Annotated in this window: 16 protein-coding genes and 1 riboswitch; of the genes, 10 read left to right on the top strand and 6 right to left on the bottom strand. The window is 38.3% G+C overall.

From position 1 onward, the window contains the following. Positions 1 to 55: 55 nt before the first annotated feature. Positions 56 to 157, bottom strand: a riboswitch (purine riboswitch). Between the two features lie 182 nt (positions 158 to 339). Then, positions 340 to 567, bottom strand: a complete 228-nt coding sequence (locus ACRPLQ_RS23405; protein ID WP_013055127.1) for a DUF1128 domain-containing protein — start codon at positions 565 to 567, stop codon at positions 340 to 342. Positions 568 to 743: 176 nt separating this feature from the next. Between ACRPLQ_RS23405 and ACRPLQ_RS23410 the strand changes: the two genes are divergently transcribed. Genes ACRPLQ_RS23410 through ACRPLQ_RS23420 form a run of 3 tightly spaced genes read left to right on the top strand, consistent with a single transcriptional unit; the run spans position 744 to position 2,449 of the window. Next, positions 744 to 1,217: a low molecular weight protein-tyrosine-phosphatase gene (locus ACRPLQ_RS23410; RefSeq protein ID WP_098112304.1), complete on the top strand. Its 474-nt coding sequence runs from the start codon at positions 744 to 746 to the stop codon at positions 1,215 to 1,217. A 39-nt stretch (positions 1,218 to 1,256) separates the two neighbouring features. Continuing rightward, positions 1,257 to 1,595 carry a YtxH domain-containing protein gene (locus tag ACRPLQ_RS23415; RefSeq protein WP_098112305.1) on the top strand — a complete coding sequence of 113 codons (339 nt, stop codon included), beginning with the start codon at positions 1,257 to 1,259 and terminating at the stop codon, positions 1,593 to 1,595. A gap of 14 nt (positions 1,596 to 1,609) precedes the next feature. After that, positions 1,610 to 2,449, top strand: coding sequence for a YihY/virulence factor BrkB family protein (locus ACRPLQ_RS23420; RefSeq protein WP_034267022.1), 840 nt, complete (start codon positions 1,610 to 1,612; stop codon positions 2,447 to 2,449). Positions 2,450 to 2,678: 229 nt separating this feature from the next. Here ACRPLQ_RS23420 and ACRPLQ_RS23425 read toward each other — a convergent pair whose 3' ends face one another. Continuing rightward, a complete protein-coding gene (locus ACRPLQ_RS23425) occupies positions 2,679 to 4,598 on the bottom strand; it encodes a heavy metal translocating P-type ATPase (protein ID WP_034267025.1) in 1,920 nt (639 codons plus the stop codon). Positions 4,599 to 4,823: 225 nt separating this feature from the next. Next, complete coding sequence (locus ACRPLQ_RS23430) at positions 4,824 to 4,973, bottom strand: BH0509 family protein (protein WP_013055132.1); 150 nt, start codon at positions 4,971 to 4,973, stop codon at positions 4,824 to 4,826. Between the two features lie 208 nt (positions 4,974 to 5,181). Between ACRPLQ_RS23430 and ACRPLQ_RS23435 the strand changes: the two genes are divergently transcribed. Continuing rightward, positions 5,182 to 5,499 (top strand): ArsR/SmtB family transcription factor, encoded by a 318-nt coding sequence (locus tag ACRPLQ_RS23435; RefSeq protein WP_034267028.1) that lies wholly within the window; start codon positions 5,182 to 5,184, stop codon positions 5,497 to 5,499. Between the two features lie 15 nt (positions 5,500 to 5,514). Further along, positions 5,515 to 6,444, top strand: a complete 930-nt coding sequence (locus ACRPLQ_RS23440) for a cation diffusion facilitator family transporter (protein ID WP_165635416.1) — start codon at positions 5,515 to 5,517, stop codon at positions 6,442 to 6,444. A gap of 14 nt (positions 6,445 to 6,458) precedes the next feature. Here ACRPLQ_RS23440 and ACRPLQ_RS23445 read toward each other — a convergent pair whose 3' ends face one another. Beyond that, the gene (locus ACRPLQ_RS23445) at positions 6,459 to 7,643 is read right to left on the bottom strand and encodes an MFS transporter (protein ID WP_098999466.1); all 1,185 of its coding nucleotides are present in this window, start codon (positions 7,641 to 7,643) and stop codon (positions 6,459 to 6,461) included. A gap of 181 nt (positions 7,644 to 7,824) precedes the next feature. On the opposite strand from ACRPLQ_RS23445, the gene ACRPLQ_RS23450 reads away from it, so the two are divergent. The 3 genes from ACRPLQ_RS23450 to ACRPLQ_RS23460 all read left to right on the top strand — a co-directional run bounded on the left by ACRPLQ_RS23450 (position 7,825) and on the right by ACRPLQ_RS23460 (position 9,384). Beyond that, positions 7,825 to 8,280 (top strand): DUF3237 domain-containing protein, encoded by a 456-nt coding sequence (locus tag ACRPLQ_RS23450; RefSeq protein WP_432236292.1) that lies wholly within the window; start codon positions 7,825 to 7,827, stop codon positions 8,278 to 8,280. 25 nt (positions 8,281 to 8,305) lie between these two features. Then, positions 8,306 to 8,794: a phenolic acid decarboxylase gene (locus tag ACRPLQ_RS23455; protein ID WP_048021570.1), complete on the top strand. Its 489-nt coding sequence runs from the start codon at positions 8,306 to 8,308 to the stop codon at positions 8,792 to 8,794. A gap of 206 nt (positions 8,795 to 9,000) precedes the next feature. Then, positions 9,001 to 9,384 carry an OsmC family protein gene (locus ACRPLQ_RS23460; RefSeq protein ID WP_034263756.1) on the top strand — a complete coding sequence of 128 codons (384 nt, stop codon included), beginning with the start codon at positions 9,001 to 9,003 and terminating at the stop codon, positions 9,382 to 9,384. A gap of 19 nt (positions 9,385 to 9,403) precedes the next feature. On the opposite strand, the gene ACRPLQ_RS23465 is transcribed toward ACRPLQ_RS23460, so the two are convergent. Continuing rightward, a complete protein-coding gene (locus ACRPLQ_RS23465) occupies positions 9,404 to 9,817 on the bottom strand; it encodes a pyridoxamine 5'-phosphate oxidase family protein (RefSeq protein WP_034263743.1) in 414 nt (137 codons plus the stop codon). Between the two features lie 200 nt (positions 9,818 to 10,017). On the opposite strand from ACRPLQ_RS23465, the gene cax reads away from it, so the two are divergent. Next, a complete protein-coding gene (gene cax / locus ACRPLQ_RS23470) occupies positions 10,018 to 11,073 on the top strand; it encodes a calcium/proton exchanger (RefSeq protein ID WP_328142040.1) in 1,056 nt (351 codons plus the stop codon). Between the two features lie 140 nt (positions 11,074 to 11,213). After that, positions 11,214 to 12,014: a YfkD famly protein gene (locus tag ACRPLQ_RS23475; protein ID WP_028412446.1), complete on the top strand. Its 801-nt coding sequence runs from the start codon at positions 11,214 to 11,216 to the stop codon at positions 12,012 to 12,014. A 36-nt stretch (positions 12,015 to 12,050) separates the two neighbouring features. Here ACRPLQ_RS23475 and yfkAB read toward each other — a convergent pair whose 3' ends face one another. Continuing rightward, entirely contained in the window at positions 12,051 to 13,169 is a 1,119-nt protein-coding gene (yfkAB, locus tag ACRPLQ_RS23480) for a radical SAM/CxCxxxxC motif protein YfkAB (protein ID WP_034263747.1), read from the bottom strand. Positions 13,170 to 13,309: the final 140 nt, after the last annotated feature.

Raw genomic sequence — 13,309 nt, forward strand, 5'->3', positions numbered from 1 at the left:
AATAACAATGAAGGACTATGTAAGGGAGAACATAAAGAAGAATAAAAATGCAGTATGAATGATGTTCAACCCTCGTAGTCCAACTATTTACGGTAGTTCGGTAGAAACTCTTGGACCCTATTTCCAAGACTATACGAGCTTTAGGTATTTCGATACATTCTATAGACAAATAATAAAAACGTCAATTCCTAATAAAAAAGAAAGATTTTTGGGAATATTTCATCTATGTGTATGTAAACGATTTAACTCTTATTTGCTCGCTAAAAGGTGCAGCATTCATGTATAGAAAAAAATGTAGAAAAAACCGTCAATGGCTATTAGTCATTGACGGAGGTGTCATTAAGCTTGTTTACGCAGTGTACCTAATTCTTCCGCGATCGCTTGCATTTCACTTGGGCTAAAAGAATCTTTTCTCATTACCATATCGTATAAGTACTTTAAGTCTTCATACATTTCTTCGTCAAAAGCTTCGGCTTTAATTGCTCCGATATTTAGCATGCGCAATTTTTCACTGATGCTATCGACCATATGTTTAATATTCTCTGGAGATTTTACTGATAAATCCACTTTGTTCATCCTTCCAGTTGCGTTTTTTTTATTGTAACATGTTTTTATCGTGTGAACACTTTTATGTCAGGTTCTTATCCACAGAAGAGTGGAAACGATATAAATAAAAGAAAACTATTTTTTAGTTTAAAAATGATTGTATATAATGTTTGTAATAAGGGAAAGGAGTCGAGACTATGATTAACGTATTATTCGTTTGTTTGGGAAATATTTGTCGTTCACCCATGGCAGAAGCGGTCTTTAAAGATATGGTGAAGAAAAAAGGGCTACAAGGACAAATTCACGTAGATTCTGCAGGCACAGGAGGCTGGCACAAAGGAAATCCTCCTCATGAAGGGACGCAATCTATTTTAACGAAAAACAACATTGATTTTAAAGGGCAAACAGCAAGACAAGTGATTCAAGAGGATGTAGCTAAATTTCATTATATTATTGGAATGGATGTCGAAAATGTAGGAAATCTGAGAAGAATGGCTGGACATACTAAAACAGGTTATATTGCAAGACTTTTGGATTTTGTGCCTGGTTTACATATTGAAGATGTGCCTGATCCTTATTTCACGGGAAATTTTGACGAAGTATATGACTTAGTTCAAGAAGGATGCAAGGCGCTTTTAGACGAAATTATAGAGAAGCATTTCTCGGAATAAGTGATACTAAAAAAATAAAAAACGGAGGAGAAACGACAAATGGGTAAACGAAATAAGCTAGTAGAAGGTATGGTCATTGGAGCAATTATAGGAGGAGCTGTTTCTTTATTTGATAAAGAAACCAGAAGTTCCGTTATTCAAGGAAGTAAAAAATTGAAAGACAAAACAACGACTCTTATTCAGCATCCTGAACTTGTAACGGATACTGTGAAAGAGAAATATGAAACGATCCGTACGACCATTGAGCAAGTTTCTGAAGATGTATCATTTGTAGCAGGAAAAGTAGAAAAGTTAAAAGAAACAACCCCTCAGGTGATGGAAATTGTAAACGATACAAAAGAAGCATTTGTAGAGAAGTATGGTGATGAACAAAAATAAATAAGGAGGCACATATGGCTGGAATATACATAAATAACATCGTAAAGTTTGGCAAAGAACTCATGGGCCGCATTCATCGAGATGAGCTGCCCAGCTTATCAGCTGAATTGGCTTATTATTTGCTGCTCTCGCTATTTCCTTTTTTAATTTTCTTAATTACGCTGATTGGATTTTTGCCATTGGAATCAACAGATCTGCTTGACTTGGTCGAAAATGTAGCGCCACAGCAAACGCTGCACATGATTGAAAGCAACGTTTCTCATATCATTGGTTCTCATAATGAAAAACTATTGTCCTTTGGTATCATTGCCACGATGTGGTCTGCTTCAAATGGAATTAATGCGATCGTAAGGGCATTTAACCGAGCGTATCACGTACAAGAAAATCGGCCGTTTTTAGTGGCGAGAGGCATGGCAGTTCTCCTTACTTTTGCGATGATATTTGTTATTATTGTAGCGCTTTTACTTCCTGTTTTTGGTCATATGATTGGTCTTTATTTATCGTCTACGTTTGGATTTTCAGAAACTTTTCTCGCTTTATGGTCTGCTTCCCGCTGGATTATCAGCGGTCTCATTTTGTTTACTGTTTTTACGGGGTTGTATTACTTTGCTCCTAATAAAAAGCTGCTGATTCGAAATGTTGTAAAAGGAGCGGCTTTTGCTACGGTCGGATGGACAGTGGTATCGATGCTATTTGCGTACTACGTCAATCATTTCAATAACTATACGGCTACATATGGAAGCTTGGGCGGAATTATTATCTTGCTTATTTGGCTGTACCTATCGGGGATGATTATCGTTATTGGAGGAGAAATTAACGCTATTTTCTACGACCGCCGAGTCAAATCTTCATAGTCACAAATTGGGATGAAATCATTCGCAAGATATGAGCATACTAACCAAGTGAAAGGGAGGTTTTACATCATGACAAAGCATACAAAAAAAGACGGAAGCAATACAAAGCAAAATAAAAAGAGCCAGCCAAAGCATAAAACAAGCAACAGCCAAAATGGACAAAACGGTTACCATTAAGGCATCGATTTCCATAATAAAAAGCCTAACAAATACGTTAGGCTTTTTTTCGTTAAGATTTTAGCAAGCGAAGGCCATTTAAGATAACTAAAATGGTGCTGCCTTCGTGACCAATAACACCAAATGGCATATCAAGCACTTGGAAAAAATTCGAACAAATTAATAAAAAGATGACGGCAATAGAAAAAATAACGTTTTGCTTCACAATTGAGTTCATTCGTCTGGAAAGAGCTACTGCATCCGAAATTTTTGATAAATCATTTTTCATTAAAACAATATCTGCCGTTTCAAGTGCCACATCCGTTCCTTCTCCCATAGCTACTCCAACGTTAGCAGTAGCCAGAGCAGGTGCATCGTTAATCCCATCTCCCACCATTGAAACGGTAGGGAATTTTTCTTTTAACGCTTTAATTTTATCTACTTTCGCTTCAGGCAAGCATTCTGCAATGTATTCATCGACGGCACATTCTTTTGAAATGGCCTCGGCTGTTTTTTCGCTGTCTCCTGTAATCATGACGGTATGAATACCCTGCTCTTTCAGAGATTTAACAGCTTCTACAGCTTCTGTTCGTACAACGTCTTTTAGCGCAAGCAATCCCACAATACCATGCTGGTCTTTTGCGTACACAATCGTTTTTCCTTCACTGGCAAGCGTAGATGAAATCCCATTTTCAAATTCAGCTGCTTCTTCTTTACCTACAAAATCTGCTTTTCCTATCTTCCACGTATCTCCTTGAAGAGACCCAATCACACCGTATCCGGGAACGTCTTCAAGTGAATCTGGCTGAACGAGCGTCAATTCCTGCTTGTTTTTCACAAAGTCAACAATGGATTGAGCAAGCGGATGATTAGACTGACGTTCAATTGATGCTATTTTAATAAGAAATTCCTGTTCGTTTATATCAGAACGTACAATAACATTTGTCACTTCTGGCTTTCCTTTTGTTAACGTGCCTGTTTTGTCAAAAGCAATTGCGCTTAAATGGCTTAACCTTTCCAAATGCACGCCGCCTTTGAACAAAATTCCTTTTTTTGCTCCGTTTGAAATAGCAGACAGCGAAGCAGGGGTGATAGATGCAACTAGGGCGCAAGGAGACGCTACAACTAAGAGAATCATTGCTCGATAAAATGTCTCGGTCCAGCTCCATCCAAGCACATAGTGGGGGAGAAACAGCATAACTGCCACAACCGATAGAACAATTTTTACGTATGTGCCTTCAAATCGTTCGATAAACAATTGAGAAGGAGACTTTTCACTTTGAGCCGTTTGAACAAGTTGAATGATCTTTTGAAACAGTGTCTCAGCACTTGGCTTTGTCATTTTAATGGTAATGGCGCCTTTCACATTCACCGTGCCCGCGAATACTTCATCATCGAGCTGTTTTAGTACAGGAACAGATTCACCCGTAATAGCCGCCTGATCAATCGTTGTTTGACCTGAGACGACAATACCATCGGATGGCACTCGTTCACCCGGCTTAACTAACAGCAAGTCTCCGATTTGTAAATCTGAAATGGAGACAATTTCTTCTTGATCTCCAATCAGCCGCGTTGCTTCTTGCGGCTGCAAATTCATTAAGGCGCTAATTTCTCGGTTGCTTTTATTCATGGTGTACGTTTCTAATGCACCGCTTAGTGCAAAAATGAAAATAAGCATAGCACCTTCTGTCCAGTAGCCAATTACAGCCGCTCCAATGGCCGCAATAATCATTAGCATTTCGACGTTTAATTCTTTATTTTCAATCGTTTCTTCAATGCCTTCTTTTGCCTTAGCAAATCCACCTATCACATAAGCTAATACAAAGAGCGTAATAGATACAGCTGTATCCTGCTGTTTTGAAATCAGCCAGCCGGCTAAAATAAGCACTCCGCTCAACAGTGCAGCAATGAGTTCACCATGTGTTTTTAATACGTTGACAGCAGAAGATGTTTGCGGCGTTTGTTCTTGTTTTTTAGGTAACGCATTTTCCATACAAATCCTCCTTGAACGATAATTGAGAAAAATAATCACAATCATTACCCCTAAAAAAGCACGAAAGCTGCCATCTCAGCGATAGCAGCACACTTTTTCCATTTATTATCTTTTGAATTGGGATATTTAGTATAGTATAGCACGGAACAAGCAAGTAGGTAACAACTAATGCTTAAAAAATAAAAACAGAATGCAGCTGGACGTCTGCATTCTGTAAAAAACGTACTACATATCTAAATGCTCTTCATAATATTTATAAGCGGAAGTGTAAATGTGCTCGATATCGGCATCCGTCATGTACATTAAGGTTTCACGGTCAATCCCCTTCATTGTTTCAATAAATGTAATCATGTTTTTACGTTCTTGTCTGCTCATTTATTATTCTCCTCTCCATCTGTTTTAATACAGTTTATTATATTTAATTGTATTATATAACAGAAAAAGTATTTTGTGTGGATTTTTTTTTAAAATAGGCAAAAAAATTTTGAAAGACGTAAATAATTGACTATAGAGAAAAAGGTATTTTATAATTTATATATGAACATATGCTCATATACTTGCATATAATGAACGGAGAGATGTTATGAAAAAAGATGAACATTCGTTTTTATCACCTCAAACAGTAGAAGAAGCATCAAGAATACTAAAAGCTATTTCAGATCCTACGAGAATGAAGATTCTCTATTTGCTATTTCAAGAAGAGTGTTCAGTCGGTCATATGGTTGAAGTGCTTGGTGTTTCACAATCAGCTATTTCACATCAGTTAACTCACTTGCGTCATTTACGTTTAGTAAAATATCGCCGTGAAGGGAATACGTATTTCTATACGTACGATGATGAACACGTGGTTGGAATACTGCATCAAGTGATTCAGCACGTAGAATGCGCACATAACGATTAGAAGGAGGGGCTTTGCATGAGTCATGATCATCACCACCATCATCATCATGGTCATCATCACCATTTTGATACACAGCGTGAAGGCAACAAAAAAGGTCTGTTAATTGCACTAATTATCACCGCGGGTATTATGGTTCTTGAGTTTGTCGGAGGGCTTTTTACAAATAGTTTAGCGCTATTATCCGATAGCGGACACATGCTGTCTGATACAAGCTCACTTGCTCTTAGCCTCGTAGCCATATGGTTTGCTAACCGAGCTGCGTCGGCTAAAAAAACGTACGGTTATTATCGTTTTGAAATATTAGCGGCTCTTTTTAACGGAGTGGCACTGTTTGTAATAGCAGGGTTTATCATTTATGAAGCCTATCAGCGCGTACTGGAGCCGCAGTCTGTAGCAAGCGGCAGCATGATGCTGATTGCTGCTGTTGGTTTAATCGCTAATTTAATCAGCGCATGGTCACTTATGAGACAAGGCGATGTAAAAGGAAATGTAAATTTGCGCAGCGCTTACTTACACGTATTGGGAGATGCTTTAGGGTCTATTGGAGCTATTGTAGCGGGACTTCTTATGATGCTGTTTGGATGGTATATTGCTGATCCGATTATTTCTGTAGTTGTGTCTGTATTAATTTTAAAAAGCGCTTGGGGCGTGCTTGCTCATAGCGTTCATATTTTGATGGAAGGCTCTCCTGAAGGAGTGGATCACAGTGAAATAAAAAACCTTCTTGAAAACATTGAAGGAGTCAAAGATGTGCATGATTTACACATCTGGACGATTACTTCAGGACTGGACTCATTGAGCTGTCATATGCGCGTAGAAGATGAAAAAGATTGTCAGCAGATTTTGCAAAAAGCCATTGATTTAGTACACGATCACTGTGGTATTGAGCATACGACGATACAAATTGAAAAATCAGCTCTTCAGCACCGGACGCTAAAAGTTTAAAAACAAGCGAGAACTTATAAGTTCTCGCTTGTTTTTTGCTGCATAGGCATTTTTTGTCCGAATACAAAAAGAAGGATAAAAATAAAGCCAAGCATCCCGCTAATAATATTAAAAAAGCTGACATGATGAAAGAACTGAATAAAAGTACCGCCTATGTAAGGACCGGCAAGGCTTCCGATACTAAAAGCAATGCCGCATAGTAAATTACCTGTAGGAAGCAGACGAGTAGGAATCAAATCCGTCATATAGCTGATTCCTAAACTAAACGTAGAACCTACAACCATGCCTGCTATAAATAAACACGCTACTAATGGAATAGCGGTGTCTTCCAAGAGACTTGCTGTAAAAAAAGTCACGGCTCCAATTGATAAAATCCATCCTAATACCAATTTCCGTCCGAATTTATCGCTCAGTATGCCAAGAGGAAGCTGAAACACAATAGCTCCAACTGCAAAGGAAGTCAGCAGCAGTGAAATAAACTCTACTTGCAATCCAATTCGTAAACCGTATACAGGAAAGCTGCCGTTCAGTGATGACTCTAAAAAACCATATCCAAAAGGCGGTAAAAAAGCAATCCAAGCATATTTAGCCGCTTTAGAAAATCGCTTAGCCGTTTCTTTTAATGAATTAACCTCAACTCCCTGAAGGGGAAATTCATTTTTTATCAAAAATAAAAATACCCACGTTAGAAGACATAGAGCAGAAGAAATCATAAAAGGCAGCGCTTGATTAATTTCAATTAACGGCGTCATTAAAGGACCAACAGCAAAACCAATACCAAAAAAGAGCCCATACAGTGAAATGTTTCTACCTCTTTTATCAGCAGGGGAAGACGATGTAATCCACGTTTGAGTTCCAAAGTGCAGCGCGTGATCTCCTATTCCAATAAATAAACGGAGCACAAACCAAAATACAACAGATTTCCACAGGGGAAACAAAGCTAAAGATACAATAACTAAAAGTCCTCCTGCTGCGATAATTGGCTTGTATCCGTATCTGCGAAGCGGCGCTTCCATGAAAGGAGAAATAAATAAGATGCCCAGGTACAATCCAGTTGCGTTTAATCCGTTTATAGTAGAGGAAAGACCATCTTTCTCAAAAATAATAGCAATTAAAGGCAGCAGCATGCCTTGGCTGAATCCAGAAATGGCGACAAGGCTAACTAAAATCCAGAAACGTTGTTGATGAGTAGCACCCATAGCATTTAACCTCTTTTTATCTATATTTTGTCAATCCAACTGTTTAATCGTACAAGGAAAACGCTTTATTGACAAGGATATAAACAGGCCGTGCTGTCCATTTGACATCTTTATGTAAGGGGAGTAGAATAAAACGTGTAAATATTTACATGTTTTTATTTACAATTAAGAGGTGATTGCTATGATAGAACCAGGGCTGAAGAAAATAGCAAAATTCACAATTAATGTTGGTACACCCGTCGTTATTGGTCATACAGGATTAGGAAAAAAACAGTTTATTCCCATTAAGTCAGGTACTGCAGACGGGGAAATAAAAGGCTTAATTCTTCCAAGTGGAGCGGATTCTCAAATTATTCGTTGGGATGGCCGCGTCGATTTATCTGCACGATATGTCATTCAAACAGAAGATGATGAACTTATTTATATTGAAAACAATGGAATACGTCAGGTTAGTGAAGAGTTTAGAGAACAGGCTGCTGAAGGTGAAATTATACCCCCAGAGCACGTTTACTTTCGTACGATTCCTGTCTTTGAAACTGGAAGTGCAAAGTATAAGTGGTTACAGGACCGCATGTTTATAGGCGCTGCTGTAAGAAACCCAGAAAGCGTTGTGCTAGACATATACGAAGTTTTATAAATCAAATCAAAGGAGAGGTATAGACATGGAAAAATTTATTGGAAATCATATGATTTACACATACGAAAACGGATGGGAATATGAAATCTATATTAAAAACGAAAATACAATCGATTATCGTATTCATAGCGGAATGGTGGCAGGACGATGGGTTCGTGACCAAAAAGTAGATATTGTGAAATTAACAGAAGGTGTATATAAAGTATCTTGGACTGAACCAACGGGGACAGATGTATCTTTGAACTTTATGCCTGATGAAAAACGCATGCACGGAATTATTTTCTTCCCAAAATGGGTACATGAACATCCTGAAATTACCGTGTGCTATCAAAATGATTATCTTGATTTAATGCATGAATCCCGTGAAAAATACGAAACATATCCGAAATACGTGGTTCCCGAATTTGCTGACATTACATTCATCACAAATGTCGGAGTAAACAATGAGGAAGTTATCGCTCAAGCGCCTTACGAAGGAATGACGGATGATATTCGCGCTGGAAAATTAATTTAATACGGAGTCATACAAAAGGCTAGGACAAAAGTATATTAGTTGAAGGAAGATCCGAACGAAGTTGATTCTTGATCAAGAATCAACTTCGTTCGGATTTTTTTATTGTGATGGTGCCCGGAAATAAACCGCGGTGTAACAAGTGATCTATAGTGAGAGTAGTTGGTTATATAAAAAACGGTTTATAATGAAGGAAAGGAGTGAAGAAAATGGAATTTAACATGAAAAAAGAGGCGGGGTTTACGACAGATTTTCCTTATGGAGAGCTACATATCGCCGGAGATGAAGAGCATGGCTTTCGTCCGTATCAGCTAATGACATCATCCATTGCCGTGTGCAGCGGAGGCGTGTTAAGAAAGATTCTAGAGAAAAAAAGAATCGCTTTTTCCGATTTACGCATCCAAGCTGATGTAACGCGCAATGATGAAAAAGCGGGGCGAATCGAAAAAATTCATTTGCACTATATCATCACGGGAAAAGACCTGCCATTAGACAAAATTGAAAAATCGATTGAGCTAGCCCGAAAAAATTGTTCAATGCTACAGTCGGTTATTGACAGTATAGAAGTGACAGAAACCTTCGAAATAAAATAAAAGTGGACATTGTCCACTTTTATATTTCTTTTGGTTTGCTTCCGGCTTTATCAAAATAGCGCATGCGTTCAGGAGTCAGCTGAAGAAGCAAAAAATTTGGGTCATCTGGACTTTTAATCCACTCTTTTAACTTTTCATTCCAAAATTTCTTTTTTAACTCTTCGTTTGTTTCTACATTTACTTTGGCTTCTACCTCTACATACGGATCACTCCAACCTTGCCCATCATAGCCTAACAAAATATGAACGTAAGGGTTTTTTTCTAGTTCTTCGACTTTGTGGGTATCTTTATTGGTGGCGGTGTAAAGCACAAGATCTTCATGAAAAAACATCATAAAGCGTGAATAAGGTTTTCCATCTTGAATCGTAGCTAACGTTCCGATTGTATAGTCATCCAGTACCGATAAAATTTGATTTTTTACATCATTACTCATTTTTTCACTCCTCATTCTATCTCATTATCCTTGGTAGTTTGGCTGATTTTTAAATATCTTAATCAAAAATCAATTAGAGGTTTATCATTTATAAAAATAGGTTAAAAATACTAACATTGACGGTGAGTCTATACAAATTCCATTAATTTGATATGATTGATTTTGTTGTAAAAAAATGAATAAGGTAGGTGTACATATCGATGATCAATCGGATTTTTCTGATAGCGGTTATTCTTGGGGTGCCGCTATCTGTTATTGGGCACATGATGCACTGGTCAGATGTTCTTATGTTTATTATTTACTGTTTAACAATCATTGCCCTCGCAGCTTTTATGGGAAGAGCTACAGAGAGCTTAGCTGTTGTAGCTGGTCCTCGAATAGGCGGTCTATTGAATGCTACCTTTGGTAACGCTGTAGAATTAATCATTTCGATTTTTGCTTTAAAAGAAGGCCTTACAGCCGTGGTGCTTGCATCGTTAACCGGTTCTGTATTAGGAAATCTCCTTCTTGTAGGCGGTCTTTCATTCTTTATCGGGGGACTTAAATTTAAGCGTCAAGAATTTAATGTCTATGATGCAAGACATAATTCTGGATTATTGATCTTTGCCGTTATCGTTGCGTTTGTTATTCCTGAAGTGTTTGCTAGCGAAATGGACGAAGCGAAGACCATGTCTCTAAGTGTCGGAATTTCCATTATTCTCATCATCTTATACTTAGCGGCGTTATTCTTTAAGCTGGTCACGCATCGAGGCGTGTATCAGCATAAAAGTGAAGAAGTGGAAGAACATGAGGGGCCAGAGTGGTCAATGTGGAAAGCGATTGCGGTTCTCTTTTTGTCTACGTTAGCGGTGGCTTATGTATCCGAAAGCTTGGTAAGTACAATCGAAATTGTCTCGGAAAGCTTTGGCTGGAGTGAGCTGTTTATCGGGGTCATCATTGTAGCGATTGTTGGGAACGCGGCAGAGCATGCTTCCGCTATTATTATGGCCGTTAAAAATCGCATGGGTGTAGCTGTTGAAATTGCTGTTGGATCAACTTTACAAGTAGCGATGTTTGTAGCACCAATATTAGTACTTGTTTCGCTAATGTTCGAAAGCCAAATGTCTCTTGTTTTTACTTGGCCTGAGTTGATTGCGATGGTAACAGCCGTATTTTTAACGATTGCGATTTCTAATGACGGAGATACAAACTGGTTTGAAGGCGCAACTCTTTTAGGTGCTTATATTATTATGGGAATTGGTTTTTATCTCATTTAAAAAAGAAACGTTCACTTTATGTGGACGTTTCTTTTTTGTGAGTGAATAGAAGAATTTCCCTTTTGGTATTCAGGATAAAACAGGGGATGTTTGAAAAAACTATGGTTGCATTCATTAACGATGTTGAAAGGAGTTTCTAGATGTTACGTAAATTGCTTTTATTTGTGTTTACCATCATTATTTCGTTTTCATGTTCAACGAAGATCGCCATTGCAAAAACAGCTCAGCCTACCATCAACGTGCCTTCTTCAGCTTTAAATATTTCAAAAGAAAATACGTATCCAAATGCTAGTCAAGACACGCCTTATTTGCAGCCGAGTGAGTTCACAAAAGAGCTCATTGAAACGTCAAATGTAAAAATTGAAAACCCTGATTTAATTCGTATATTAAATGAATCAAACATTTCTAAAACTCCATGGGCAATTGGATTCAGAGCAACCATTTTTTTAGGACAGTGGCCGTTAAATTATGAATCAACAGAAACAAACGTTAACTGGCAGCACCAGCGAATCAATACGAATCATTATGATAACAGAGCAGGAAAAACTCAGTACAAAATGATGTACAGTCAGGAAAATCAAAGCCATGTAAAAGGCGGATTAACGGCAAAAGTGCCTCAGCCTGATCATGTTAAACAAATGATGCTAATTGAAGCAGCTAAAAAAACAAAGCTCACTTTATCATTTCAAACGTTTGTAGGTGCCGGAACGAAAAAAGACCAGGTGTATAACGTAGCTCCTAAAAAAGTAGGTTATCTCTATGCGTACACGCCTGCTGTAAGTGAAAAGGGAAAAGTAACGTATGGGGAAGTATATGTAACGGTAAAAGGCAGCAAGCGTTCAATTGTGGTGAGAAATGTAACGTCTCAAGGAATTGGAGCATGGATTCCAGTACAAGATTATGTCTCCTTAAGTTTCGGGGCTTACGATCAGCCGAGATAACAAAAAAAGAGATTCCAGTGGTGGAATCTCTTTTTGTTATTTTGTAATGTTCGCTTGGAGTTTGCTAAAATCAGTATCTTGATAATAGCTGTTTTTTACCAAAATATTAGGTCCCAAACAAGAGACCGCTGAACAATGGCAGCTAAGTTCTTTAGAAATTGTGCTTTGCTGCCACGTATCAAAAGCGTCTGTAAGCTTTGTATCTTGAATGTTGCCAAGAGGAGGCGTATCACCAAAATCAGTTACGATAATATCTCCGTCGAAAATATTTACATTTAGGCGAGAACGTCCGTCAGGATCGTTTCGAACGGTTACATTTTTACTGCTATACAAGCGCTGTAAAAGCGTTAAGTCTTCCTCGTTATTACTGCATGCATAAAACGGCAGCGTGCCGAATAGCATCCACACATTTTCATCTCGAATATCAAGAAGGTGATGAATCGCTTGACGCATTTCAGGAAGAGATAATGTCTCTAAGGTGCTGGCAAAGTCACTTGGATACATAGGGTGTACTTCGTGACGCTGACAAAGCATTTCATCCACAATTTGACGATGAATTTTTTCCATATGAGGAAGCGTACGTTTATTTAACATCGTTTCAGCTGATACCGTTACACCTGCTTTTACAAGCGCGCGGCTGTTTTCAATCATACGGTCGAAATATTTGGCGCGCTGCTCATAAGTAGGCTTTCGCTCCATCATTGCAAAGCCAGCTTCCACAAAATCGTCCATCGTTCCCCAGTTGTGAGAAATATGTAAAACATCTAAATAAGGAATGATTTGTTCGTAACGAGCAAGATCTAATGTTAAATTTGAATTAATCTGTGTACGGACACCTCGTTCGTGTGCATACTTTAATAAAGGCACCACATAATTTTTCACAGAAGATAGAGACATCATAGGCTCTCCGCCCGTGATGCTTAACGCTCGAAGTGTTGGAATTTCATCGAGACGTTTTAAAATTAAATCAAGAGGCAGTGCGTTTGGGTCTTTTGGCTGCAGCGTATATCCAACTGCGCAGTGCTCACATCGCATATTACAAAGCGTCGTTGTTGTAAATTCAACGTTTGTGAGCGTCGGTTTGCCATATTGTTTCATATCTAAATACGCTTCCCACGGATCGAACTCCGGGGTAATTCGTTGTAAAGTGGCCATAAAAAAACTCCTTTTATTTTTCCGTAAAGTGAAATGATGATGAAAACATCTCACGGTCCGTCCTGCTAGACTAAATTATACGTCCCATTCAAAACGGACACCAGTGACTATTATGGATTTTATTGCTTTTAGTTGTCAAA

This window comes from Priestia sp. TRN 1309, from assembly GCF_050846875.1.
In the GTDB taxonomy this organism is placed as follows: domain Bacteria; phylum Bacillota; class Bacilli; order Bacillales; family Bacillaceae_H; genus Priestia; species Priestia zanthoxyli.

What these genes read in the sequence shown, in the direction of transcription:
- ACRPLQ_RS23410 (WP_098112304.1), top strand. Translation starts at nt 744, where the DNA reads ATGATTAACGTATTATTCGTTTGTTTGGGAAATATTTGTCGTTCACCC.
- ACRPLQ_RS23415 (WP_098112305.1), top strand. Translation starts at nt 1,257, where the DNA reads ATGGGTAAACGAAATAAGCTAGTAGAAGGTATGGTCATTGGAGCAATT.
- ACRPLQ_RS23420 (WP_034267022.1), top strand. Translation starts at nt 1,610, where the DNA reads ATGGCTGGAATATACATAAATAACATCGTAAAGTTTGGCAAAGAACTC.
- ACRPLQ_RS23425 (WP_034267025.1), bottom strand. Translation starts at nt 4,598, where the DNA reads ATGGAAAATGCGTTACCTAAAAAACAAGAACAAACGCCGCAAACATCT.
- ACRPLQ_RS23430 (WP_013055132.1), bottom strand. Translation starts at nt 4,973, where the DNA reads ATGAGCAGACAAGAACGTAAAAACATGATTACATTTATTGAAACAATG.
- ACRPLQ_RS23435 (WP_034267028.1), top strand. Translation starts at nt 5,182, where the DNA reads ATGAAAAAAGATGAACATTCGTTTTTATCACCTCAAACAGTAGAAGAA.
- ACRPLQ_RS23440 (WP_165635416.1), top strand. Translation starts at nt 5,515, where the DNA reads ATGAGTCATGATCATCACCACCATCATCATCATGGTCATCATCACCAT.
- ACRPLQ_RS23445 (WP_098999466.1), bottom strand. Translation starts at nt 7,643, where the DNA reads ATGGGTGCTACTCATCAACAACGTTTCTGGATTTTAGTTAGCCTTGTC.
- ACRPLQ_RS23450 (WP_432236292.1), top strand. Translation starts at nt 7,825, where the DNA reads ATGATAGAACCAGGGCTGAAGAAAATAGCAAAATTCACAATTAATGTT.
- ACRPLQ_RS23455 (WP_048021570.1), top strand. Translation starts at nt 8,306, where the DNA reads ATGGAAAAATTTATTGGAAATCATATGATTTACACATACGAAAACGGA.
- ACRPLQ_RS23460 (WP_034263756.1), top strand. Translation starts at nt 9,001, where the DNA reads ATGGAATTTAACATGAAAAAAGAGGCGGGGTTTACGACAGATTTTCCT.
- ACRPLQ_RS23465 (WP_034263743.1), bottom strand. Translation starts at nt 9,817, where the DNA reads ATGAGTAATGATGTAAAAAATCAAATTTTATCGGTACTGGATGACTAT.
- cax (WP_328142040.1), top strand. Translation starts at nt 10,018, where the DNA reads ATGATCAATCGGATTTTTCTGATAGCGGTTATTCTTGGGGTGCCGCTA.
- ACRPLQ_RS23475 (WP_028412446.1), top strand. Translation starts at nt 11,214, where the DNA reads ATGTTACGTAAATTGCTTTTATTTGTGTTTACCATCATTATTTCGTTT.
- yfkAB (WP_034263747.1), bottom strand. Translation starts at nt 13,169, where the DNA reads ATGGCCACTTTACAACGAATTACCCCGGAGTTCGATCCGTGGGAAGCG.